Source organism: Micromonospora sp. ZG13 (assembly GCF_059359355.1).
The window spans coordinates 1-19,103 of sequence record NZ_JCADBQ010000002.1 but is presented as its reverse complement, the minus strand read 5'-3'; the positions used below and the strand labels follow the sequence as shown (position 1 = coordinate 19,103).

General features: G+C 73.8%; 21 protein-coding genes. 13 read left to right on the top strand and 8 right to left on the bottom strand.

Annotated features, from left to right (window positions below; genetic code table 11):
- Window positions 1–7 precede the first annotated feature (7 nt).
- Both AC5L34_RS03970 and AC5L34_RS03965 read right to left on the bottom strand, forming a co-directional pair.
- Window positions 8–658 carry a futalosine hydrolase gene (locus tag AC5L34_RS03970; RefSeq protein ID WP_494823821.1) on the bottom strand — a complete coding sequence of 217 codons (651 nt, stop codon included), beginning with the start codon at window positions 656–658 and terminating at the stop codon, window positions 8–10.
- Window positions 655–2,352: an MFS transporter gene (locus AC5L34_RS03965; protein WP_494823820.1), complete on the bottom strand. Its 1,698-nt coding sequence runs from the start codon at window positions 2,350–2,352 to the stop codon at window positions 655–657. The genes AC5L34_RS03970 and AC5L34_RS03965 overlap by 4 nt, the downstream gene beginning before the upstream one ends.
- Window positions 2,353–2,439: 87 nt before the next feature.
- Here AC5L34_RS03965 and AC5L34_RS03960 point away from each other — a divergent pair, with 87 nt between their 5' ends.
- A complete protein-coding gene (locus AC5L34_RS03960; protein ID WP_357716498.1) occupies window positions 2,440–3,279 on the top strand; it encodes a DUF3027 domain-containing protein in 840 nt (279 codons plus the stop codon).
- Window positions 3,280–3,324: 45 nt separating this feature from the next.
- On the opposite strand, the gene AC5L34_RS03955 is transcribed toward AC5L34_RS03960, so the two are convergent.
- Window positions 3,325–3,573, bottom strand: coding sequence for a DUF2530 domain-containing protein (locus tag AC5L34_RS03955; RefSeq protein WP_089002323.1), 249 nt, complete (start codon window positions 3,571–3,573; stop codon window positions 3,325–3,327).
- Window positions 3,574–3,660: 87 nt separating this feature from the next.
- Between AC5L34_RS03955 and AC5L34_RS03950 the strand changes: the two genes are divergently transcribed.
- The 5 genes from AC5L34_RS03950 to thpR all read left to right on the top strand — a co-directional run bounded on the left by AC5L34_RS03950 (window position 3,661) and on the right by thpR (window position 8,267).
- Window positions 3,661–5,139: an NCS2 family permease gene (locus AC5L34_RS03950; RefSeq protein WP_441173467.1), complete on the top strand. Its 1,479-nt coding sequence runs from the start codon at window positions 3,661–3,663 to the stop codon at window positions 5,137–5,139.
- A 127-nt stretch (window positions 5,140–5,266) separates the two neighbouring features.
- Window positions 5,267–5,716: a MarR family winged helix-turn-helix transcriptional regulator gene (locus AC5L34_RS03945; protein ID WP_172896591.1), complete on the top strand. Its 450-nt coding sequence runs from the start codon at window positions 5,267–5,269 to the stop codon at window positions 5,714–5,716.
- Window positions 5,717–5,784: 68 nt separating this feature from the next.
- On the top strand, window positions 5,785–7,068 hold the full coding sequence (locus AC5L34_RS03940) for an MFS transporter (RefSeq protein WP_441173466.1): 1,284 nt from the start codon (window positions 5,785–5,787) through the stop codon (window positions 7,066–7,068).
- A 101-nt stretch (window positions 7,069–7,169) separates the two neighbouring features.
- Window positions 7,170–7,679, top strand: coding sequence for a hypothetical protein (locus AC5L34_RS03935; RefSeq protein ID WP_494823819.1), 510 nt, complete (start codon window positions 7,170–7,172; stop codon window positions 7,677–7,679).
- 9 nt (window positions 7,680–7,688) lie between these two features.
- The gene (thpR, locus tag AC5L34_RS03930; protein ID WP_494823818.1) at window positions 7,689–8,267 is read left to right on the top strand and encodes an RNA 2',3'-cyclic phosphodiesterase; all 579 of its coding nucleotides are present in this window, start codon (window positions 7,689–7,691) and stop codon (window positions 8,265–8,267) included.
- 10 nt (window positions 8,268–8,277) lie between these two features.
- On the opposite strand, the gene AC5L34_RS03925 is transcribed toward thpR, so the two are convergent.
- The 4 genes from AC5L34_RS03925 to AC5L34_RS03910 form a co-directional block, all read right to left on the bottom strand.
- Window positions 8,278–9,264, bottom strand: coding sequence for an aldo/keto reductase (locus tag AC5L34_RS03925; protein WP_494823817.1), 987 nt, complete (start codon window positions 9,262–9,264; stop codon window positions 8,278–8,280).
- A 79-nt stretch (window positions 9,265–9,343) separates the two neighbouring features.
- Complete coding sequence (gene sepH / locus AC5L34_RS03920) at window positions 9,344–10,429, bottom strand: septation protein SepH (protein ID WP_089002317.1); 1,086 nt, start codon at window positions 10,427–10,429, stop codon at window positions 9,344–9,346.
- 188 nt (window positions 10,430–10,617) lie between these two features.
- On the bottom strand, window positions 10,618–11,745 hold the full coding sequence (serC, locus tag AC5L34_RS03915) for a phosphoserine transaminase (protein ID WP_441173461.1): 1,128 nt from the start codon (window positions 11,743–11,745) through the stop codon (window positions 10,618–10,620).
- A gap of 281 nt (window positions 11,746–12,026) precedes the next feature.
- Complete coding sequence (locus tag AC5L34_RS03910) at window positions 12,027–13,133, bottom strand: citrate synthase 2 (protein ID WP_121396987.1); 1,107 nt, start codon at window positions 13,131–13,133, stop codon at window positions 12,027–12,029.
- A gap of 285 nt (window positions 13,134–13,418) precedes the next feature.
- Here AC5L34_RS03910 and pdxH point away from each other — a divergent pair, with 285 nt between their 5' ends.
- The 6 genes from pdxH (at window position 13,419) to AC5L34_RS03880 (ending at window position 18,361) form a co-directional block, all read left to right on the top strand.
- Complete coding sequence (gene pdxH, locus AC5L34_RS03905; RefSeq protein WP_441174050.1) at window positions 13,419–14,048, top strand: pyridoxamine 5'-phosphate oxidase; 630 nt, start codon at window positions 13,419–13,421, stop codon at window positions 14,046–14,048.
- Entirely contained in the window at window positions 14,045–15,361 is a 1,317-nt protein-coding gene (locus AC5L34_RS03900; protein ID WP_494823816.1) for an MFS transporter, read from the top strand. The genes pdxH and AC5L34_RS03900 overlap by 4 nt, the downstream gene beginning before the upstream one ends.
- A 53-nt stretch (window positions 15,362–15,414) precedes the next feature.
- Window positions 15,415–16,344 (top strand): aldose 1-epimerase family protein, encoded by a 930-nt coding sequence (locus AC5L34_RS03895; RefSeq protein WP_441173458.1) that lies wholly within the window; start codon window positions 15,415–15,417, stop codon window positions 16,342–16,344.
- A gap of 12 nt (window positions 16,345–16,356) precedes the next feature.
- Window positions 16,357–16,959: a nitroreductase family protein gene (locus tag AC5L34_RS03890; RefSeq protein WP_441173457.1), complete on the top strand. Its 603-nt coding sequence runs from the start codon at window positions 16,357–16,359 to the stop codon at window positions 16,957–16,959.
- A 189-nt stretch (window positions 16,960–17,148) separates the two neighbouring features.
- The gene (locus tag AC5L34_RS03885) at window positions 17,149–17,454 is read left to right on the top strand and encodes a type II toxin-antitoxin system VapB family antitoxin (RefSeq protein WP_089002310.1); all 306 of its coding nucleotides are present in this window, start codon (window positions 17,149–17,151) and stop codon (window positions 17,452–17,454) included.
- 142 nt (window positions 17,455–17,596) lie between these two features.
- On the top strand, window positions 17,597–18,361 hold the full coding sequence (locus AC5L34_RS03880; RefSeq protein ID WP_089002309.1) for a DUF4230 domain-containing protein: 765 nt from the start codon (window positions 17,597–17,599) through the stop codon (window positions 18,359–18,361).
- A gap of 90 nt (window positions 18,362–18,451) precedes the next feature.
- On the opposite strand, the gene AC5L34_RS03875 is transcribed toward AC5L34_RS03880, so the two are convergent.
- Window positions 18,452–18,658, bottom strand: coding sequence for a PspC domain-containing protein (locus tag AC5L34_RS03875; protein ID WP_089002308.1), 207 nt, complete (start codon window positions 18,656–18,658; stop codon window positions 18,452–18,454).
- 311 nt (window positions 18,659–18,969) lie between these two features.
- On the opposite strand from AC5L34_RS03875, the gene AC5L34_RS03870 reads away from it, so the two are divergent.
- Window positions 18,970–19,103, top strand: a 134-nt coding sequence (locus AC5L34_RS03870; protein WP_441174049.1) for a serine dehydratase beta chain, incomplete at its 3' end; no start/stop codon positions are given.

Below are 19,103 nucleotides of genomic sequence, written 5' to 3'. Positions count from 1 at the left end.
GGCGGGTTCAGGTCAGGGCCGCGGCGGCGGTGGTGAGGGCGGCGAGCGCCTCGCGCATGCGCCAGGCGTCGCGGTCGCGGGGACCGACGGGGTTGGAGACGGTGCGCAGCTCGACGAACGGGACGCCGGCCTGCGCGGCGGCGACGGCCACGCCGTACCCCTCCATGGCCTCGGCGACGGCGTCGGGGTGACGCCGGCGCAGGGCGTCCGTGCTGGCGGCGGTGCCGGTCACCGTGCTGACGGTGAGCACCGCGCCCACCGTCGCCGTCGGCAGCCCGGCCCGCAGGGCGGCCAGCAGCCCCGGGTCGGCGGCGAGCGCGAGGCCGCCACCGAGCCACTCCGGCGGCATGCCCAGCTCGTCCACCGGGAGGAAGCCCGCCGGCGAATCGGCGCCCAGGTCGGCGGCGACGGACACCGAGCCCAGCACCGTCGCGCCGACGTCCGCCCGGCCGGTGAAGCCGCCCGCCACGCCCGCGCTCACCACACCGCGGTACGGGCGCCCGGCCGCCTCGGCGAGCGCCAGCAGCCGGGCGGTGGTGGCGGCGGCGACGGCGGGCCCGACCCCCACCGGCAGTACCGCCGTCGACGGGTCCGGAAGGCCCGCGCGGACCGCCTCGGCCTCGGCGGGCACCGCCGTGACGACCAGCAGGCCCGTCACGGCAGTGGCCCCTGCGGCTCCCGGCGGGTCTCGTCGTCCGTCCCGCCCGTCCCTGCGACGGCGGAGGACGGCCGGTAGATGTGGTATCCGGGCGGGGCCAGGGACGGGTCGTCCAGCGGCCGGCCGCCCTGCGCCGGGGCGGGCGAGACGGGCGCGACCCCGGTCTCGGGACCGGCCTCCGCCTCGGTGCGCGCGCCGGCGCCGCTGCCCGTGCCGGTCGCGTCTGCCGTGCCGGTGTGCGCGCCGGCCGTGTCGCGCGCGCCGCTGCCGTCGTCCCCGCCCGCGTCGTCGGTTAGTTCGTCGTCGGCGAGCGGGCGGCCGGCCAGCCGCTCGGCACGCAGGCGGCCCGCCACCACCACGCCGCGCACGGCGGCCAGCGTGCCGACCCCGGCGGCGACGGCGATGCCGATCCGGCCGTCGAAGGGTACGAGCCCCAGCCCGCCCCCGGCGACGAACGCGAGCATCAGCACGGTCTCGGAGTGGGCGAACGAGCTGGCCCGCAGCCGTTCCGGGATGCGCTCCTGGATCGAGGCGTCCACGGCGAGCTTGGCGATGCCGCTGACCAGCGCGGCCACCAGGCAGAGCAGGGCGACCATCGGCAGCGAGAACATCAGCGCCGCGAGGACCGCCACCCCGCCCACGATGATCATGCCGCTGGACTGGATCGCGACGGGCCGGTGGATGCGCAGCCGGGTGCCGATCGCGGTGGCGAGGAAGGTGCCCACGGCCAGCGCCGCACCGACGAGGCCCAGCGCCCCCTCGTCGCCCAGGTCGCGGCCGAAGACGACGGTGGTCAGGTCACCGGCCTTGATCGCGAAGGCGAGGAAGAGCAGCAGGAAGCCGTACAGGCCGCGCAGCGTCGCGGCGCCGATCAGGGTGGCGATCACGAGCCGGCCGGCCGGCCGCCCCCGGCCCAGTGGGCGGTCGCCGCTGCGTCGGCCGAGCGCCCGCAGCGGTCGGGGCACCCGCTCCGGCGGCTCGGAGTCGGCCCTCGGCGGCAGCCGCAGGGAGATCACCATGCCGACCAGGAAGATGATCGAGGCGACCCGGAGCGGCCACTGCGGCCCGAACCAGAAGGCGGCCAGCCCGATCGGGGCGACCAGGGCGCCGGCCACCGTGCCGTAGACGCTGGCCCGGGCGCCCACCTGGGACAGGCCCAGCCCTTCGGGCAGCAGGCGCGGGACCGCCGCCGAGCGGGCCACCCCGTACGCCCGGGAGAGCGCCAGCACGCCGAAGGCCGCCGGATAGAGGCCGAAGCCGTGGATGTAGTCGGAGATCAGCCAGGCCAGGAAGGCCCGGCCGAGCATGGTGGCGGCCAGCGCGTACCGGCGGCCGTGGCGGAAGTGGTCGAGCAGCGGGCCGACCACCGGGGCGAGCATGGCGAACGGCACCATGGTCACCAGCAGGTAGAGCGCGACCTTGCTGCGTGCCTCGCCGAGCGGGACGTTGAAGAAGATCGTCCCGGCGAGGCCGATGGCGATCAGCGTGTCGCCGGCGCAGGAGAGCGCGTGCAGGTCGAAGAGGCGGACCATGCCGACCTCGCCCCCGGCGCCCCGGGCGCGCGCCCGGCCCGCCCGGCGGGTCATCCAGCGCCCACCGCTGACCGAGCCCCGGAACAGCAGGCGGACGGCCTTGATGCCGGTGCCGACGGTCCGCCCGAGTACGGACCGCCCGGAGCGGGAGAACAGCGGCATGCCCACCATCCTCACCCATCCGGTCCGTCCGTGCCGCACCACTGTCCCAGAACGTCATCGGCGGGTGCCTGTCGGTCTGCCGTACGCATGGGGAACAATGGTCTGGTGACCAGGCCCGCCTCCGCCCGTGCCGCTCGTCTCGACCAGGTCTGTGCCGCCGCCGTCGAGGTGGCGCGTGACGCCATCACCGAGGTCGACGCCTCGGACGTCGGCGACCACCTGCAGGCTGTCGCGGAGGGCGACCGGCTCGTCACGCACTACTTCGAGTGTCGGCTCGCCGGCTACCGGGGCTGGCGCTGGGCGGTCACCGTCACCCGCGTGCCGCGCAGCCGCAACGTCACGGTCTGCGAGACCGTGCTGCTGCCCGGCACGGACGCGATGCTCGCCCCCGGCTGGCTGCCGTGGCAGGAGCGGCTCAAGCCGGGCGACCTCGGCCCCGGCGACCTGCTGCCCACCCCGGCCGACGACGACCGGCTCCAGCCCGGCTACCTGCTCTCCGACGACCCGGCGGTCGAGGAGACCGCGTGGGAGCTCGGCCTCGGCCGGGCCCGGGTGCTCTCCCGCGAGGGGCGCAGCGAGGCCGCCCAGCGCTGGTACGACGGCGACCACGGTCCGTCCGCCGCGATCTCGGCCGCCGCCCCCGCCGCCGCCCGCTGCGGCACCTGCGGCTTCTACCTGCCGCTCGCCGGCGCCCTGCGGCAGGCATTCGGGGCCTGCGGCAACTTCTACGCCCCCGACGACGGTCGGGTGGTCAGCGCCGACCACGGCTGCGGGGCGCACTCGGAGACCCTGATCGAGGCCGCCGAGACCCCGGTCGAGGAGATGCCGACGGTCTACGACGACAGCGCGGTCGAGCCCGTGGCGGTCAGCCGGGCACCGGGCTCCGTCGAGGCGGCCGAGCCGGCGGAGCCGTACGGGCACCCCTGACGCGACCGGCCGCGGGCCGGCCCGGCGGATCGGTGTCGTCGCAGGTCAGCGCCCTGCGCGCCGGCGGCGCCGGTTGGCGTCGTGCCGCATCATCACGGCGAGACCGGGGAAGCCCCACAGAAAACCGGCCAGGCAGGTCCACAGCCAGTCCTGGTGATCGTGCGCGGTCAGCCAGTCGCGGAAGAAGACCAGCAGCACCAGCCCGGCGAGCGCCCAGGCGGCCATCCCCGCGAGGGCGAACGGCACCATCGGCGGGTCGAGCGGCTCGGGCCGCGGTGGCTGCTCCTTCGGCACGCGGCAAGCGTACGCGATCAACTTTTCCTGCTGGCCGGTGATCTGCGACGATGCGCGCGACAACGGAAGATCACCTGCGAGGACCTGATGTCAGTAGCGCCGCCCGAGAACGGCACACCACCCGATCCAGCGCACCCGCGTAACGGTTTCGACCGGTACTTCGAGATCTCCGCCCGTGGCTCGACGATGAGCCGCGAGGTACGCGGTGGCCTGGCGACCTTCTTCACGATGGCGTACATCGTGGTGCTCAACCCGCTCATCATCGGTGGTGCCGTCGACGGCGACGGCAAGAAGCTCTCCATCGCCGCCCTCGCCGCGGCAACCGCCCTGGTCGCCGGCCTGATGACCATCCTGATGGGCGTGGTCGGCCGGTTCCCGCTGGCGCTCGCCGCGGGTCTCGGCGTCAACGCGCTGGTCGCGTACGAGATCGCCCCGGAGATGACCTGGGCGGACGCGATGGGCCTCGTGGTGATCGAGGGTGTGATCATCGCGGTGCTGGTGCTGACCGGCCTGCGTACGGCGGTGTTCCGCTCGGTGCCGACGCAGATGAAGACGGCGATCGGCGTCGGCATCGGCCTCTTCCTGACCATCATCGGCCTGGTCGACGCCGGTTTCGTGCGCCGGGTGCCGGACGTGCAGAACAGCACCGTCCCGGTGAGCCTGGGCATCGGCGGCAAGCTCGCCAGCTGGCCGCTGCTGGTCTTCGTGGTGGGTCTGCTGCTGACCATCGTGCTGCTGGTGCGCCGCGTCAGGGGCGCGATCCTGATCGGCATCCTCGGCTCCACCGTGCTGGCGATCATCGTCGAGGCGGTGGCGAACATCGGGCCGTCCTTCGTCGACGGCAAGCCCAACCCGAAGGGCTGGGCGCTGAACGTCCCGGAGCTGCCGAAGACCTGGATTGACGTGCCGGACCTGTCGCTGCTCGGCAACTTCAACGTGTTCGACTCGTGGGGCCGCGCCGGCTGGGTCGTCGTGCTGATGTTCGTGTTCACCCTGCTGATCACGGACTTCTTCGACACGATGGGCACGATGGTCGCGGTCGGCCAGGAGGGGAACATGCTCGACGAGCGGGGCACCCCGCCGCGGGCGAAGGAGATCCTGCTGGTCGACTCGATCGCGGCGGCGGCCGGCGGTGCGGCGAGCACGTCCAGCAACACGTCGTACATCGAGAGCGCGGCCGGTGTGGCGGAGGGCGCCCGTACGGGCGTCGCCAACCTGGTCACCGGCGGGTTGTTCCTGCTGGCGATGTTCCTGGCGCCGCTGGTCGTGGTGGTGCCGTTCGAGGCGGCGTCCACGGCGCTGGTGGTGGTCGGCTTCCTGATGATGACCGCGGTCCGGACGATCGACTGGTCGGACTACGAGATCGCGATCCCGGCGTTCCTGACGATCGTGCTGATGCCCTTCACGTACTCGATCTCGAACGGCATCGGGGCCGGCCTGATCTCGTACGTGGTGGTGAAGCTCGCCCGGGGCAAGGCGCGGGAGATCCACCCGCTGCTGTACGGGGTGGCCGCCCTCTTCGTGCTCTACTTCCTGCGCGGGCCGATCGAGTCCCTGGTGCTCTGATCCTCGACACGCCACAGCTCCGGGCCGGTCGGCCGATTCGGATACCCGGCCCGGAGCAGGGCGAACTTCTCGTGAGCATGGTCATATCGCATCTCATTCGCCTGGCTAATTAGTTAGGCTAACTATCGTGACGGAGCGGACGGTGACGGCGAAACGCGTGCCACCGGCGCAGCTGGCACCCCAGCTGCGTGACGCGATCACCCGGCTCAACCGACGGGTCCGCCAGGCCCGGCCGGTCGGCGACCTCACGGTCACCCAGCTCTCCGCGCTCACCAGCCTCCGGCTGGCGGGTGCGCTGACGCCTCGGGAACTGGCCGACGTGGAACGGGTGCAGCCGCCCACGATGACCAAGATCGTCGCGAAGTTGGAGGAGCGCGGCCTCGTGCAGCGCACCCCCCACCCGACCGACGGCCGACAGGTCATCCTGGCGGCGACCGAGGGGGGACGGGCCGTGCTCGACCAGTTCGAGCGGGTCCGTGACGAGTGGCTGGCCCGCCGGCTGGCCGAGCTGACCGAAGCCGAACGGGACACCCTGCGGCAGGCCGCCGAGATCCTTCAGCAGGTCGCCCGCGCCTGACCCGCGCCTCGTGCCACCGCGCCGTCCGACGTCGATGACGCGTACGACCGCGAGGAGGCGCACCAAGAGTGCAGGCGAAGCTGAGCACGATGTTCCAGTCCCTACAGGTCCGCAACTACCGGCTCTTCGCATCCGGGCAGCTGATCAAGCTGATCGGCGTCTGGATGATGTTCATCGCCCAGGACTGGCTGGTCCTCGAGCTCTCCGACAACTCCGCCACCGCCCTCGGCGTGGTCACCGCGCTCCAGTTCACCCCGGTGCTGCTGCTCACCCTGCTCTCCGGACGGCTGGCCGACCGCTACGACAAGCGGATGCTGCTCTTCGTCGCGAACGCGTTCTGGACCGTGCTGGCGCTCGCCATGAGCCTGCTGGTGATCACCGGCCTGGTGCAGCTCTGGCACGTCTTCGCGTTCGCGGCCCTGCTCGGCGTCGCCAACGCCGTGGAGACCCCGGTCCGGCAGGCGTTCGTCTCCGAACTGGTGGGCACGTCGCTGCTGCCGAACGCGCTCTCGTTGAACGCGGCGGTGTTCAACTCGGCCCGGATCGTCGGGCCGGCCGTCGCCGGCCTGGCCATCGCCGCCTTCGACGTCGGACCGGTCTTCATGTTCACCGCGCTCAGCTCGATCGCCCCCCTGGTCACCGTGATCCGGATGCGCCCCTCCGAGCTGTACCGGGAGGCGCTGCCGCCGCGCGACGAGCGGGCGTCGGCCAAGGTGGTCGACGGCCTGCGCTACGTCTGGCGCCGGCCCGACCTGCTGCTGCCCATGGCGGTGATGTCGGTGATCGGCATGTCGCTGTTCAACTTCCAGCTCACCCTCGCCGCGCTGGCCAAGACCGTGTTCCAGACCGGTGCCGCCTCGTTCGGGCTGTTCAGCACCGCCCTGGCGGTCGGCGCGCTGGTCGGCGCGCTCGCCGGCACCGGGCGGCGCAGCCGCCCGTCGGTCTGGCTGGTGCTCGGCGCGGGGGTCGGCTGCGCCATCTTCGGCACGCTGGTGGGGCTGGCCCCGGCGTACTGGATGGTGGTCACCCTGCTGCTGCCGACCGGTTTCTTCATGGTGTTCTTCGCCCAGGCGGCCAACCAGCGGGTGCAGCTCGGCACGGACGCGGCCTTCCGCGGCCGGGTGATGGCCCTCTGGGTGCTGGTCTTCCTCGGCACCAACCCGGTCGGGGCGCCGCTCATCGGCTGGGTCGCCGAGACCTACGGCGCCGGCGCCAGCATCTGGATCGGTGGGCTGATCTCGCTGGCCACCATCCTGATCGCGCTCACCTGGCAGCTGCGCCGCTCCGGCGCCCGGCTGCGCTTCCGGGTCCTGCCGATGCCGCGCTTCTACGTCACCTCCGCCGACTGCTGAGCGTCCCCGCCCCGGAGTGGGACGATCCGTCCCATCCTGCGGATGGCGTGGATGGCACGAAAGCGGTGGCGGTAAGGAGGAAAGAGGCTTAGCGTCGATACGTGGAGCCCGGGCGCGCGCTGCTGCTGATCCTGATCTTCGTCGCCGCGGCCAGCCTGCCGGTGCTGATCGCCCTGGCCTTCTGCGCGGACGAGATCATCGACCGGGTCGCCTGCGCGTACGCGGAGTGGCGGGAGCGCCGGCGGGAACGGCGCACCATCGCCCGGCTGGACCGGGCCGTCGAGGCCGACGCGCTGACCCGCGACATCGATCTCACCGACTTCGACCGGCCCGACCGCCGCCCGCTGGAGGAACTCGCCGCCGACCTGCGCCGCCTGCGCGGGCAGGGGGTCGCCTCCGACGGCCGCCAGCCCGTCTGGCACGGCACGATCCTGCGGGCGTACGACGACCGCCTCCGGCTGGCCTGCCGGGCCCTCGGGCTCACCGAGCACCTGACCGAGCTGGAGGGCGTCGACCTGGAGCTGGAACGGGTCCGGGTGGAGGGCCTGCTGCACGCCGCCGGGCTGACCCTGCCCGCCGCCCGGGCCGGCCACCGGCAGCGGCACCGCTGAGGGCGGCGCGTGAGGCTCTTCGTCGCGCTCTACCCGCCACCCGAGGCGGTCACGCACCTCGGCGCGCAGGTCGCCCGGCTGCGCGTCGGCGCGGCGGCCGCCGGCGGGACCAACGTCCGGCTCGCCGACCCCGGCAACGCGCACGTCACCCTCGCCTTCCTCGGCGACGTCGAGGCGGACCGGCTGGTCGCCGTGGAGAGTGCACTCGGGCTGGCCGCCGAGTGGTCCCGCGACGGCCGCCAGGCCGCGCCCCGGCTCCGGCTGGCCGGCGGCGGGCGGTTCGGGCGGGGCCGGTTCACCGTCCTCTGGGTCGACCTCCGGGGCGAGGTGGAGCCGGTGCAGGTGCTGGCCCGGCTGATCCGCTCCCGGCTGCGGCACGGCCGCCTGCCGTACGACGAGAAGCCCTTCCGCCCGCACCTGACGATCGCCCGCCCCGGCGACCGGGTGCCCCCGGCCGACGTGGCCGCCGACGTGGCCACGCTCGACGACTACGAGGGCCCGGAGTGGCCGGCCGGCGAGATGGTGCTCGTGCGCAGCCACCCCGGCCCCCGCCCGACCTACGACCGGCTGGCCGCCTGGCCCCTCTGACGCTCGCGGGTCACCAGGCCCAGGCCTCCGGGCCGGGGCCGCCGTTGCCGACGGGCGGGAAGAGCTCGTCCAGGCGGGTGAGGGTGTCCTCGTCGAGGTCGACGGTCAGGGCGCCCAGAGAACGGTCGAGCTGCCCGGTGGTGCGCGGCCCGATGATCGGAGCGGTCACCCCGGGCCGCGACAGCAGCCAGCCGAGGGCCACGTCCGCCGGGTCGTGACCGAGGTTGCCGCAGAGTTTCTCGTACGCCTCGATGGTGGGCCGGTGCTCGGCGAGCGCGTCGGCGGAGCGGCCGCTGGCGCCGCGTGCGGCCCCGCCCTCGGCCATCTTGCGCAGCACCCCGGCGAGCAGCCCGCCGTGCAGCGGTGACCACGGGATGACGCCCAGCCCGTGGTGCTGCGCGGCGGGCACCACCTCCAGCTCGACGTGCCGGGTCATCAGGTTGTAGATGCACTGCTCGGAGACGAGGCCGAGGAAGTGGCGCTTCCCCGCCGCCTCCTGCGCCACGGAGATGTGCCAGCCGGCGAAGTTGGACGATCCGACGTAGAGCACCTTGCCCTGGGCGACCAGGGTCTCCATGGCCTGCCAGATCTCCTCCCACGGGGTGCTGCGGGAGACGTGGTGCATCTGGTAGAGGTCGATGGTGTCGGTCCGGAGGCGGCGCAGCGAGTCCTCGCAGGCCCGGACGATGTGCCGCGCGGAGAGGCCCTGCTCGTTGGGCCACTCGCCCATCTTTCCGTAGACCTTGGTGGCCAGCACGACCTTCTCCCGCCGGCCGCCGCCCTGGGCGAACCAGCGCCCGATGATCTGCTCGGTGATCCCCTCGCCGGTCTGCCAGCCGTAGACGTTGGCGGTGTCGAAGAAGTTGATCCCGTGTTCGAGGGCCCGGTCCATGATCGCGAAGCTGTCCGGCTCGGTGGTCTGCGGCCCGAAGTTCATCGTGCCGAGGCAGAGGCGGCTGACGGACAGGCCCGTACGGCCAAGGTTCGTGTACTCCATGAAGCCACCCTGCCACGGCGGCACTTCGAGTGCCTCGCGTCGACTCCGGCGACGGGGATCCGTCGCCGGAGTCAGGCGGTCACGAGGACTCGCGGGCCGCCGGGCCGCTGCCGAAGAGCACGTCGTCCCAGCTCGGCAGGCGCTTGCGCGGCTTGCCGCCGGCGTCGGTCGACTCGCCCGCCGCCGCTGCCGAGGGCGCGCCCGTGCGCCGGGGCCGGAGCACCGCCAGCGACGGCACGGCCGGCACCTCCTTGGGCGCGTCGGAGTCGTCGTCGAACGCGGAACCCTGGCCGCCGCCGAGCAGCGCCGCCGCCCCGCCGCCGACCGGCCGCTGGCGCGGCGCGTCCTGCCCCGCCAGGGCGGCCGGGCTGCGGGGTTCGAGCCCGCGGCCCGAGGTCGAGCCGAGCGGCCGGTCGAGCGAGGCGAGCAGGGCGTCCCGCCCGGCCCGGATCGGGTCGCGGCCGGGACGGCTGTGCTCGGCCGCCGCCGGCAGGCCGTGCCCACCCCGGGTCGGCTCGCCACGCGACGGGCCGGGCAGCGCGTGGCCGCCCCGCTCCGGCGCCGGCTCCTGGCCGAGGATCGGCGTGGGCCGCTCGGCGCACAGGTATTGCGCCATGTCGTCGTGCGGGGTGACCGCCTGCCGGGTCTTGTCGAGATCCCAGATCGCCTGCGCGGTCGCCTTGCCCGAGGGCCAGGTCGCCACGATCCGCCAGGTGCCGTCGTCGCGGCGCCACGCGTCCCAGGAGATCTTCTCGGTGTCGATCCCGTGCTGGGCCAGCCGGCCGTTGACCACCTCGGCGAGCGGGGTTGGCTTCTCCGCGCCCTTGAGCCGGGTGCGGCGGGCGTGCTGGGCGAGCATGGCCCGCTCCTGGAGCACCGGGCCGGCGTAGCGCAGCACCCGGTCGACGGGCACGCCGGCGATGCGGGCCACGTCCTCGGCGGACTCGCCGGATCGGATCTTGGCCTGGATGTCCCGAGGGGAGAGTGAGGGCACCGGATCGGCGGTCGCCGCCGGGGCCACCGCGAGCGGCGGGGCGCCGGGCTCGGCGTGCAACGCGCCGGCGATCCGCTCGTCGATGGGCAGGGCGAGCAGTCGCCCGACCTCGTCGGCGAGCACCAGGGCCTGGCCGTCCTCGGAGAGGGCGACGAAGCGTACTGGGCGCATGGCGTTGCCTCCGTCCCGCTTCGCTGGCCGTCACGCCACGAGCCGGCCACCCGGGCGTCCTCGCACCACCGTACGCGCATCTGCCCACAGGTGGGGGATGCGACACCCGCATGTCGCGACTGAGCTGCGACGATGATCACGGTCGGTGGCCGCCGACGCGCCCGGCGGCCACCGACCGTGACGACGATTCAGAGCCGCTCGACCACGTAGTCGATCGACGCGGTCAGGGCCTCGACGTCGGCCGGCTCGACGGCCGGGAAGAGCGCGACGCGGAGCTGGTTGCGGCCCAGCTTCCGGTACGGCTCGGTGTCCACGATGCCGTTGGCGCGCAGCGCCTTCGCGATCGCGGTCGCGTCGACGGAGTCGGCGAAGTCGATGGTGGCGACCACGTTGGAGCGCAGCGCCGGGTCGGTGACGAACGGCGTCGCCACCTCGGAGCGCTCCGCCCAGCCGTACACGATCGCGGCGCTCTCGGCCGTGCGCTTGGCAGCCCAGGCCAGCCCGCCCTGGGAGTTCATCCAGTCGGTCTGCTCGGCGGCCAGGAAGATGGTGGCCAGCGCCGGGGTGTTGTAGGTCTGCTCCAGCCGCGAGTTGTCGATCGCGGTGACCAGGTCGAGGAAGGCCGGGATGTAGCGGCCGGACGCCTTGATCTCGCCGGCCCGCTCGAGTGCGGCCGGGGACATCAGGGCCAGCCACAGGCCGCCGTCGGAGCCGAAGCACTTCTGCGGGGCGAAGTAGTAGACGTCGGTCTCGCCGACGTTGACGTCGAGCCCGCCGGCACCCGAGGTGGCGTCGACCAGCAGCAGCGAGCCGGGGTCGGCGCCGGCGACCCGGCTGATCGGCACGGCCACACCCGTCGAGGTCTCGTTGTGCGGGGTGGCGTAGACGTCCACCCCGGCCTCGGCGGTCAGGGCCGGCGCGCTGCCGGCCTCCGACTTGCGGATGGTGGGCTCGCCGAGGAACGGGGCGTCCTTGACGGACTTGGCGAACTTCGCGCCGAACTCGCCGAAGCTGGCGAACTGGGCCCGGTCGCGGACCAGGCCGAACGTCGCGACCTCCCAGAACGCCGTGGTGCCGCCGTTGCCCAGCACCACCTCGTAGCCCTCGGGGAGGGAGAAGAAGTCGGCGATGCCACGGCGCAGCCGGGCCACCTCGTCACGCACGGTCTTCTGCCGGTGCGAGGTGCCCAGGTAGCTGGTCGCCACGTCGGCGAGGGCGGAGACCGCCGCCGGACGGACCTTGGAGGGCCCGCAGCCGAACCTCCCGTCGGCGGGCTTGAGGTCGTCGGGAATCCGGATGGTCGGTGCGTCAGCCACGGTTGTCGAGATCCTTCCGCAGGGGCGAGGGCGGGCCCGGTGTTCAGGCGGGCGCGGATCGAACGGCGGACGCGCGCTCAGGCGCACGACGTGGCCGGGACCCGGGCCCGGTCCGGCGACACTGCCGGCCTTCATCCTCCCACCCGCGCGGGCCGCACCGACCCCTGGTCCCACCAGCGGCGTTGAGGCGTGCACCACAGCCTGCGCACCGGCCCGGCCCGCGTACGACTGAGGGCCCCTTCCCGTCGACGGGCGACGGGAAGGGACCCTCAGCGCGACGCTCAGACGCCGTGCGGGATGGCGTCCCAGCCCTCGACCTCGCTGGGCTTGCGGGTGCCCGGGCCGACGTAGCGGGCCGACGGGCGGACCAGCCGCTGGAGCTTCTTCTGCTCCAGGATGTGCGCGCTCCAGCCGCCCATCCGGGCGCAGGTGAACATGGAGGTGAACATGTGCGCCGGCACCTCGGCGAAGTCCAGCACCACGGCGGACCAGAACTCGACGTTGGTGGCGAGCACCCGGTCCGGGCGACGGGCCTGGAGCTCGGCCAGGGCGGCCTTCTCCAGCGCCTCGGCGATCTCGAAGCGCGGCGCGCCCAGCTCCTTGGCGGTGCGGCGCAGCACCCGGGCCCGCGGGTCCTCGGCCCGGTAGACGCGGTGGCCGAAGCCCATCAGCCGCTCGCCCCGGTCGAGGACGCCCTTGACGTAGCCCTCGGCGTCGCCGCTGCGCTCGACCGCCTCCAGCATGCTGAGCACCCGCGACGGGGCGCCGCCGTGCAGCGGGCCGGAGAGGGCGCCGATGCCGGAGGAGATGCAGGCCGCGGCGTCGGCGCCGGTGGAGGCGACGATCCGGGCGGTGAAGGTGGAGGCGTTCAGGCCGTGCTCGGCGGCCGAGATGAAGTAGGCGTCGACGGCCTTGACGTGCCGGGGGTCGGGCTCGCCGCGCCAGCGCTTCATGAAGCGCTCGACGATGGTGGACGCCTTGTCGATCTCCTTCTGCGGCACGGCCGGCAGGCCCAGGCCGCGCGCCGACTGGGCGACGAAGGAGAGCGCCGTGACCGACACCCGGGCGAGGTCCTCGCGGGCCTGCTCGTCGGAGATGTCGAGCAGCTGGTTGAGACCCCAGTACGGGGCCAGCATCGCGACGGCGGACTGCACGTCCACCCGGATGTCGCCGGAGTGCACCGGCACCGGGAACGGCTCCGCCGGCGGCAGGCCCGGGCCGAAGCGCCCGTCGACCAGCAGCGCCCACACGTTGCCGAAGGAGACCTGGCCGATCAGATCCTCGATGTCGACCCCGCGATAGCGCAGCGCGCCGCCCTCGCGGTCGGGTTCGGCGATCTCGGTCTCGAAGGCTACGACGCCCTCCAGTCCGGGTTTGAAATCGGCCATGTCGCTCTCCTGGATCTGCTCGGCGCGCCCGCCCGGGGCTCCGGTCCCGGCCCAGCCGGTCGAGCACCTTAGGCGACCCTCAGGGATGTGTTCGTGACATCTTGCCTGCTGGGTAACCGGATTCGCGACCCACGGCGACTGTGCCGCACACGACATCCCCGGTCCGGGTGGCCCGGAGCGCGTCGGTGACACTGTGCGGTGCGGGCTGGCCTGCGCCGCAGAGGGTGGGCCGGGTCGACGAGGAGGAGGGGGAACGTGACGGGGGACACAGCCCGGCCGGCGGGCATGCGTAACGAGTACGCCGCGGAGCTGGGCCTTTCCGAGGCCGATCTGGCCGCCGACTGGCACGGCCAGTTCACCCGCTGGTTCGCCGACGCGGTCGCCGCCGGGCTGCCCGAACCGAACGCGATGGTGGTCGGCACCGCCGACGTCGCGGGCCGCCCGAGCGCCCGGACCGTGCTGTTGAAGGGGTACGACCCGGAGGGCTTCGTCTTCTACACCAACCACGAATCCCGCAAGGGCGCCGAGGCGGCCGCCAACCCGTACGTCAGCCTGGTCTTCCCCTGGTTCCCGATGCACCGGCAGGTGACGGTCACCGGCCGGGTCGAGCGAATCGACCGGGCGGAGACGGAGGCGTACTTCGCCAGCCGGCCGCGCGGCTCCCAGCTCGGTGCCTGGGCCAGCACCCAGTCCCGGGTGATCCCCGGGCGGGCCGTGCTGGACGAGGCGTACCGGGCGGCGGCCGAGCGCTTCGCCGAGGTCGAGCCGATCCCCGCCCCGCCGTACTGGGGCGGGCTGCGGGTGCGGCCGGACGCGGTGGAGTTCTGGCAGGGCCGGGTCAGCCGGCTGCACGACCGGCTGCGGTTCCGGCGTACCGGGGCCGGGGAGTGGGTCGTGGAACGGCTGGCCCCGTGACCCAGCTCAAGGACCCCCGGCCGGGCGGGCTGCGCCGCTTCGCGATCGACCTGAGCCCGCTGGCCGTGCCGGCCTACCGGCGGATGTGGCTGGGCAACGGCATCGCGATGTTCGGCATCCAGCTCACCGCGGTGGCCGTGCCGGTGGAGATGTACGCGCTGACCGGCAGCTCGCTCTGGGTCGGCCTGATCGGGATCGCGGCGTTCCTGCCGCTGCTGGTCTTCGGGCTCTGGGGCGGCGCGCTGGCCGACGCGCACGACCGGCGCAAGGTGCTGCTGGCGACCGCGGCGGTGCTCTGGGTCGCCACGTTCGGCCTGGTGGTGCAGGCGGTGCTCGGCATCGGCAGCCCGCTGCTGCTGCTCGCCCTGGTGGCGGTGCAGTCGGTCGCCTTCGCGGTCAGCTCGCCCACCCGCAACGCGATCCTGCCCCGGCTGGTGCCGGCGGAGCTGGTGCCGGCGGCGAGCACGCTGAACTTCACCACCCACACGGCCGCCTCGGTGTTCGGCCCGCTGGTCGCCGGCCTGATCTTCGCCTGGTGGGGCACGGACCTGGGCCTGCCCATCGCGTACGCGGCCGACGCGGCGCTCTACACCGTGGCCGTCTGGGCGACCGTGAGGCTGCCGGCCATGCCGCCGGAGCCGGACCCGGACGCGGGCCCGGCCGCCGCCCCGGGCTCCCCACGCCGGGCCGGGCTGGCCAGCATCGTCGACGGGCTGCGCTACCTGGCGACCACGCCGGTGCTGCTGCTCTCCTTCGTGATCGACCTGATCGCCATGGTGCTGGCGATGCCCCGGGCGCTCTTCCCCGAGATCGCCGAGTCCCGGTTCGGTGGCGGCGCGGCGGTCGGCTGGCTCTACAGCGCGATCGCGGCGGGCGCGATGCTCGGCGGGCTGACCTCCGGCTGGATCGGTCGGTTGCGTCGGCAGGGGCTGGTGCTGGTGGTGGCGGTGGTCGGCTGGGGGCTGGCCGTGGCGGCGGCCGGGCTGGCCGGCCAGCTCTGGCTGATGGTGCTGCTGCTCGCGGTGGCCGGGGCGGCCGACCTGGTCAGCGCGGTGCTGCGGCAGTCGCTGCTGCTGGTCTACGCGCCGGACCGGATGCGCGGGCGGCTCATGGGCGTCAACACGGTGGTCATCGCCGGCGGTCCGCGCCTGGGCGACCTGCGGGCCGGTGCGGTGGCGGCGGGCTTCGGCGGCGGCGTCGCCTGGGTCAGCGGCGGGCTGATCTCGGCGGCGCTCGCGGTGCTGCTCGCGGTGGCGTTCCCGGTGCTGCTGCGCTACCGGGCGGCGGCCCGCTCCGGCGACGACCGGGGGTGACGGGCCCGGTCGGGGCGAGCGACGGCGGGGCGGGAACCGTTAGGGTCCCCCGCATGGACACCCCCGACCAGCGTCCGCCCTCGGGCGCGCAGTGGAGCATTTCGGCCGCCGGCCACGAGGCCGTCATCGTTGAGGTGGGCGGCGGGGTCCGGACATACCGGCACGACGGCACCGACCACCTCGACGGGTACGACGCCGACGAGCTCTGCCCCGGCTGCGCCGGGCAGGTGCTGGCCCCCTGGCCGAACCGGATCCGCGACGGGCGCTACACCTTCGGGGATCGGTCGTTGCAGCTCACGCTCAGCGAGCCGGACCGGGGCGTGGCCATCCACGGGCTGGTCAACTGGGTGCCGTGGCGGCTGGTGGAGCAGTCGTCCGACGCGGTGACCGTCGGCTACGACCTGCCGCCGCAGCCGGGCTACCCGTGGCCGCTGCGGCTGCGTACCCGGTGGAGCGTCGGGCCGGACGGCCTGCGCGCGGAGCACGAGGCGACGAACCTCGGCGACGAGCCGGCGCCGTTCGGCTTCGCGGTGCACCCGTACCTGCGGGTGCCCGGGGTGGCGGTGGACGACCTGTCGATGCGGCTGCCCGCCCGGAAGCGGCTGCACGTGGACGGCAGGCTGCTGCCGATCGGCGTCACCCCGGTCGAGGGCACCGAGTACGACTGGACCAGCCCCCGCCGCATCGGCGGCGCCCAGCTCGATCTCTGCTTCGGCGACGTGGTCCGCGACGAGGACGGCGGTTCGGTGGTCAGCCTGGCCGCCCCGGACGGCGCGGCGGGCGTACGGATCTGGGCGGACCGCGAGTTCGGCTGGTGGCAGGTGTTCACCGGCGACGCCCTGCCCGGCGAGCGGCGGCGCCGCTCGGTGGCGGTGGAGCCGATGACCTGCCCGCCGGACGCGTTCCGTTCCGGCCGGGACGTGATCACCCTGAAGCCGGGCGCGACCTGGCGGGGTGTCTGGGGCGTACGGCCCGGGGTCTGAGCGGGGGAGCGCATGGAGTTCAGCGAGGTGGTCCGGCGGCGCCGGATGGTGCGCAACTACGACGCGGAGCGTCCCGTCCCGCCCGACGTGGTGGAGCGGCTGCTCGACCACGCGGTCCGCGCCCCGTCGGCCGGCTTCGCCCAGGGCTGGGGTTTCCTGGTGCTGGAGGAGCCGGAGGACCGGGAGCGGTTCTGGACGGCGACCACCCCGGGCGGCGGCGGCCGGGAGCGGTGGCTGGCGGGGATGCGGCGGGCGCCGCTGATCGTCGTCCCGCACGCGAACCGGTCGGCCTACCTGGAGCGGTACGCGGAACCCGACAAGGGCTGGGCGGACCGCTCGACGGAGCGCTGGCCGGTGCCCTACTGGTACGTGGACACCGGCTTCGCCGCCCTGCTGATGCTGCTGACCGCCGTGGACGAGGGGCTGGGGGCGTGCTTCTTCGGCATCCCCGCCCAGCGCCTCGACGCGTACCGGGAGGCGTTCGGGGTGCCGGCGGAGTACGAGCCCGTCGGTGCCGTCACGGTGGGTTACCGTGCGCCCGACCACCGGTCACCGTCGCTGCGCCGGGGGCGACGACCGGTGGACGAGGTCGTCCGGCGGGGACGGTGGAGCTGACCGGCGTCGGATGTGCCGTCCGCTGGCGAACCGGACGGCGGGTAGTGAAACTGACATCAGGGAGCAGAACGCGGCGTGGTGCAGGCGGCTACGCTGGCACGGTCATCGGTGCCGCGGGTCGTGGCGCCGCGCCGCGACCCGACCCGGTGTCGTGGGTCGGCCCGGCCAGGGGGAGGGGAGCGTGCCGTCGTGATCTTCAGAGCGGTCCGGGACGGGCGTCCCTATCCGGAGCACAACCTGACGCTCAAGCAGTGGGCGGAGATCCCGCCGAGGCCGCTGCGCCTGGATCAGTTGATCACCACCAAGCGCGAGTTGGCGCTGGACAAGCTCCTCGCCGAGGACTCCACCTTCTATGGCGACCTCTTCCCGCACGTGGTGCAGTGGAACGGCGGGCTCTACCTGGAGGACGGGCTGCACCGCGCCCTGCGCGCGGCGCTCCAGCAGCGCAACCAGATCCACGCCCGGGTGCTCGTCCTCTCCGGGCCGATCGAGTGAGCGCGGTACGCCGGCTGTCCGACCCGTCCTGACCTGCGGTTCTGTCGGATCGGCGCGGCGGTGCGTCCTTCGCCGAGCGGGTGTCGCACAGGAGCCGTACCGTCATCCTCAGACGACGTGTCTGACGAGGACGGTGAGGGCCATGGCCCGCGACGGTGACATCAACGAGCCCACGAGGGAGTTCCCCGGTTATCCGACCGGCGAGGCGCTCAAGGAGCGCTCGGCTGTCACGACCGAGCCGGAGCCGGGTGCGCCACCGCCCGGGGGCGGGCCCGCCCGGGGCCTGCTCTGGGTGCTCGGCGCGGCGGCGCTGGCGGTGGTGGTGCTGCTCGGTGTGCAGGCCACCGGCCTGCTGCCGGACTTCCGCAACCCCTTCGCCAAGGAGCAGACCGACCGCAGCCAGCCGCCGCTGCTCAAGTCGATCCAGGATCTCAGCCGCTACGTCGCGGCCGAGGGCAACTTCCAGGTGGTCGTCGACCTCCAGAACGACCGGCGCAACGTGCCCGACTGGCTGCTCAGCCAGCGCACCCTCTTCGTCGGCGCGGGCAGCGTCGAGGCGTACGTGGACTTCGCCAAGATCTCCGAGGGTGCGGTGGTCCAGTCGGCCGACGGCAAGTCGGTGGAGATCAGGCTGCCGGCGCCGCAGCTCGCCAAGACCAACCTCGACCTGGAGAAGAGCTACGTCTTCGCCGAGGAGCGCGGGCTGCTCAACCGGGTCGGCGAGCTGGTCAAGGGCGACCCCAACCGCCAGCAGCAGGTATACCAGCTCGCCGAGGAGCGGATCACCACCGCCGCCCGCGACAGCGGCCTGACCCAGCGGGCCGAGGAGAACACCCGCAAGATGCTGGAGGGGCTGCTGCGTTCCCTCGGCTACGAGAAGGTGACGGTCACCTACACCGCCCCGTGACGGCGGGCCGCCACGGACGCGACGGCGCCCGCCCCGGTTGTCGGGACGGGCGCCTCGTGCCTGCCTGCGGGTCGGGCGGGGCGGGTGGGCTCAGTAGCGGGTGGCGGCGTGGCGATCCTCGTTCGGCATCAGGACCCAGAGCACCAGGTAGACGACCACCTGGGTGCCGGGCAGCAGCAGGGACAGCAGGAACAGCAGCCGGATGAAGCCGGCCGACCTGCCGAAACGCTGGGCCAGGCCGGCGCAGACGCCGGCGAGCATGCGCCCCTGACGGGGGCGGACCAGTTTGCGACTCATCGTCGTACTCCCACTCTGCGGCGTTCGCCGCCTCTGCCCTCAACGGTAGGAAGGGGTGGCCACCGTGCCCTCGGTCGCGAGGAGGAGCGGTGGCGCCCGTACCCGTAGGTGGTTACCCGGGAACCGGCCCCGCGACGCCCCCGGTCCCGCCGGCTCCCGACGGCCGCTCGCGAACGACGGGCGGGCGCTGACCTGGGCGGGTAGGCTCGCCGGTCGGGCACCCCCACCCCGGGTGCCGGACGGCCGCCCCGACCGGGCCGGCCACGACCGTGCCGGAGACCCACGAGGTACGACGGCGAGGAAGTGCAGCCATGATCAGTGTGTTCGATCTGTTCAGTGTCGGTATCGGGCCGTCCAGTTCCCACACCGTGGGGCCGATGCGGGCGGCCCGTACGTTCGTTGCGGGGTTGAAGGCCGACGGGTTGTTGGCCGGGACGGCTCGGGT

Excerpts from the sequence above, each read along its gene's own strand:
- pdxH (WP_441174050.1), top strand. The coding sequence starts at position 13,419 with ATGCGTAACGAGTACGCCGCGGAGCTGGGCCTTTCCGAGGCCGATCTG.
- AC5L34_RS03875 (WP_089002308.1), bottom strand. The coding sequence starts at position 18,658 with ATGAGTCGCAAACTGGTCCGCCCCCGTCAGGGGCGCATGCTCGCCGGC.
- AC5L34_RS03925 (WP_494823817.1), bottom strand. The coding sequence starts at position 9,264 with ATGGAGTACACGAACCTTGGCCGTACGGGCCTGTCCGTCAGCCGCCTC.
- sepH (WP_089002317.1), bottom strand. The coding sequence starts at position 10,429 with ATGCGCCCAGTACGCTTCGTCGCCCTCTCCGAGGACGGCCAGGCCCTG.
- AC5L34_RS03950 (WP_441173467.1), top strand. The coding sequence starts at position 3,661 with ATGTCAGTAGCGCCGCCCGAGAACGGCACACCACCCGATCCAGCGCAC.
- AC5L34_RS03910 (WP_121396987.1), bottom strand. The coding sequence starts at position 13,133 with ATGGCCGATTTCAAACCCGGACTGGAGGGCGTCGTAGCCTTCGAGACC.
- AC5L34_RS03880 (WP_089002309.1), top strand. The coding sequence starts at position 17,597 with ATGGCCCGCGACGGTGACATCAACGAGCCCACGAGGGAGTTCCCCGGT.
- AC5L34_RS03960 (WP_357716498.1), top strand. The coding sequence starts at position 2,440 with ATGGGGAACAATGGTCTGGTGACCAGGCCCGCCTCCGCCCGTGCCGCT.
- AC5L34_RS03890 (WP_441173457.1), top strand. The coding sequence starts at position 16,357 with ATGGAGTTCAGCGAGGTGGTCCGGCGGCGCCGGATGGTGCGCAACTAC.
- AC5L34_RS03895 (WP_441173458.1), top strand. The coding sequence starts at position 15,415 with ATGGACACCCCCGACCAGCGTCCGCCCTCGGGCGCGCAGTGGAGCATT.
- AC5L34_RS03965 (WP_494823820.1), bottom strand. The coding sequence starts at position 2,352 with ATGCCGCTGTTCTCCCGCTCCGGGCGGTCCGTACTCGGGCGGACCGTC.